The sequence below is a fragment of the Methylobacter sp. BBA5.1 genome, assembly GCF_000746145.1.
Classification (GTDB): domain Bacteria; phylum Pseudomonadota; class Gammaproteobacteria; order Methylococcales; family Methylomonadaceae; genus Methylobacter; species Methylobacter marinus.
The window spans coordinates 1-2,798 of the sequence record NZ_JQKS01000075.1 but is presented as its reverse complement, the minus strand read 5'-3'; the positions used below and the strand labels follow the sequence as shown (position 1 = coordinate 2,798).

The following is a 2,798-nucleotide window of genomic DNA, read 5'->3' as shown; positions in this document are numbered from 1 at the left end:
TCGTGGAATGATCCCTCTCAGTGAGGGCTTGAGGTTACATTCTATAAATAATCAGGCGCTGGGGCTTTTTCTCCGCGTAGCGGCTTCGTCCAACACTGCGCTCAAGCAGGACCGCGCTGACCGCGCGGCCCCTTAGCTGAGCGTTAAACCACAATGCGAAGCACAGTGTAACCATGCCGGAATGACACAAATTTCGATCTTAGTGGAGAAGTGACATGACAACACCAGCAAAGAACACGGTTTGCCTTTGGTACGATGGTAGCGCCGAAGACGCGGCACGGTTTTACGCCGCTACTTTTCCCGACTCGTTTGTCGGCGCAGTGCACCGCGCACCGGGGGACTTTCCGTCCGGGAAGACAGGGGATGTGTTGACGGTCTGGTTCACTATAATGGGCATTCCGTGCCTCGGGCTCAACGGTGGACCTGCATTTAAGCACAACGAAGCGTTCTCGTTTCAGGTCGCAACCGCTGACCAAGCCGAAACGGATCGCTACTGGAGCGCGATCGTCGGCAACGGCGGCCAAGAGAGTGCGTGCGGCTGGTGCCAGGACAAATGGGGATTGTCCTGGCAGATCACACCTCTGGCCCTGACGGAAGCGATCACTGATCCAGATCCCGCTGCCGCCAAGCGTGCGTTCGATGCGATGATGACGATGCGAAAGATTGACATCGCCGCGATCGAAGCGGCGCGCCGCGGCTGAGATGCGGGCAGTCTAACATTGCGCTCAAGCGAGACGGTCGTTATCGTGCCCGCCCCTTAGCTTCACGTTTGGCTACCCAAATAAACAGGAATTTTAACGTATGAATTTTGTTCACGTAATAGCAGTTTTGGCGGTGTTACAGTTTTTTCTATTTGGTATCCTCGTAGGCCGAGCACGAGCCAAACACGATGTTAGGCCCCCTTCAACATCAGGGAACGAGCAGTTTGAACGCGCTTTTCGTGTGCAAATGAACACGATGGAGCAATTGGTGGGTTTTCTTCCCGCTCTGTTCATCGCTAGCCATTATTGGCCAAATTCGGTAGTCGCTGCCGTTGGGGCAGTTTATTTAATCGGGCGCTTTTTGTATCGACATTTGTATATTACTGACCCGGCTAAAAGGCAACCTGGCTTTGTTTTAACAGTTGTCCCAACCTTCATTCTATTAATTGCTAGTTTGGTAGGGTCGCTAGGGCTATATATAGCCTAACAAGCGCATGTTACGGAAAAATTTCCGCTGCGCTCCAATTTTCCGCAAATGCGGACGTTAGTCTTTTTGTAGTTGTAGCATTGTAGTTAGAAATTTTTATAACTGAATGGAGATGGCAATGGCTAAAACTGAGTGCGCTCTTTATCGCTCTGTAGTAGATAAATCGTTTAAAAGCATTAAGATTTGGAACTTATCCCGACAATGGAGTACTCGATCCTCGTTGGGAGTCCACAAAATATTTCAGCAAAAAACTTGGCCGCATGGTGACGAGCAAAGCGGACGTCGATGTTGTAACAGTTCAAAGTGGGCTGGAGGTCCTGCCCGAAGGCGGAACATCCTTACATAATGTTCCACATTGGTTTCCAAATCACGACTTCTGGATTCCAGAAGACACAGAATATAGCGGCGAGTTGGTGATTCGAAAAGATCAAAATGAAAAAATCAGCCCTTACAACCCAGATTTAAAGGGTTATCATTATCAAATTGAGTGCAAAACCAGAATGACCATCCCTACAATGAAAGGTTATCTGAATAACATGGCACGGGCTGCGGTTGTTCGCCGATGTGAGTTGGCAAAAATCAGTTTAATGTAAGGAGTGAGCATGCCAGAGATCAGCACTGAAGCATTAATTGTTTCCATTCAAGCTGTTGCTGCTGAAATTCGCGCTCTTCGAGAGGCTATACAAAGTGGGGACGCCGAACCAGAGGAGTACGAACTACTGGAGGAGCGACAAAGAGCAGCTGAAAATCTTGAAACAGCTTATAACAAATTGGCGGTTAATATGTTTAATCTTCCACCTTATGAGCAACTAATATCTGGGTAATTGCCGTGAAGGAGACGCATAGATTACCGCATCAAGTGAGACACGGCGCCTACGCTCTGCAGCCTAACATAGCGCTCAAAAGAACGCTCCTAACGTCGCGCCCTTATGCTATAAGGTTCTTAGCTCTCGACTCATATAACTCACGATTCAAATAGAGATATCATCAATGGCGAAACGTCAGAAAGACGAAGAACGCGAGTATCGCATCATGATGGAGGCCGTCGTTGACGCTTACTGTCCAGAAGAGCAAGCGATAGGATGGTACTGCTATCTTCAAGACAGAATCGCCTTCCCTTTCAAGGCCCGCTGCATACGAGAACGTTCAATTTCGCCGCTGCGCAAAGGTGAGGAGGTCATAGCTGAGAGTATGGCGTCAGAGGACGATTGTATGCATGAGATGTTCGTTATGGTGAAGTGGAAGGGGCGCTCGATGGGTCTTCCATTGGCGCAACTTGAACCGATTAATGCGGATGAGGACACAATAGAATCTATCGGTGATTGGCGCTACTGGGTAGATCGAGGATACGAGTTTGGCTGAGACGAAGAGCCGTATCACTCATCATTCAAAGCGGACCCGCTACGTCGGGTGGCCGATTTGAGGGTGGTGGTTTTGTTTAATGGTATTCCGGCTCCAGTTGGCGTGGTATCTCGCCGTCGGGCCGGTTAATTCAAGCGTTAGGCTTCACTCGTTGACCGAGGTAAATAGTGTTTGAATGAAAATTAATTAATCTCATATTCATCAATAGGTTATAATGATTTTCCAACACGAAGATGTGTTGCCCTGAC

General features: G+C 48.7%; 5 protein-coding genes. All 5 read left to right on the top strand.

The window, feature by feature from the left end; all coding sequences use genetic code 11:
• The first annotated feature begins 215 nt into the window (after nucleotides 1–215).
• The 5 genes from EK22_RS21700 (at nucleotide 216) to EK22_RS21680 (ending at nucleotide 2,550) form a co-directional block, all read left to right on the top strand.
• Complete coding sequence (locus tag EK22_RS21700; RefSeq protein ID WP_036254419.1) at nucleotides 216–701, top strand: VOC family protein; 486 nt, start codon at nucleotides 216–218, stop codon at nucleotides 699–701.
• A 100-nt stretch (nucleotides 702–801) separates the two neighbouring features.
• Nucleotides 802–1,188 (top strand): MAPEG family protein, encoded by a 387-nt coding sequence (locus EK22_RS21695; RefSeq protein ID WP_036254417.1) that lies wholly within the window; start codon nucleotides 802–804, stop codon nucleotides 1,186–1,188.
• 158 nt (nucleotides 1,189–1,346) lie between these two features.
• A complete protein-coding gene (locus EK22_RS21690; RefSeq protein WP_161786484.1) occupies nucleotides 1,347–1,781 on the top strand; it encodes a Tse2 family ADP-ribosyltransferase toxin in 435 nt (144 codons plus the stop codon).
• Nucleotides 1,782–1,790: 9 nt separating this feature from the next.
• The gene (locus tag EK22_RS21685; protein ID WP_036254412.1) at nucleotides 1,791–2,012 is read left to right on the top strand and encodes a Tsi2 family anti-toxin; all 222 of its coding nucleotides are present in this window, start codon (nucleotides 1,791–1,793) and stop codon (nucleotides 2,010–2,012) included.
• 166 nt (nucleotides 2,013–2,178) lie between these two features.
• The gene (locus EK22_RS21680) at nucleotides 2,179–2,550 is read left to right on the top strand and encodes a calcium-binding protein (RefSeq protein ID WP_036254408.1); all 372 of its coding nucleotides are present in this window, start codon (nucleotides 2,179–2,181) and stop codon (nucleotides 2,548–2,550) included.
• The last annotated feature ends 248 nt before the right edge of the window (nucleotides 2,551–2,798 follow it).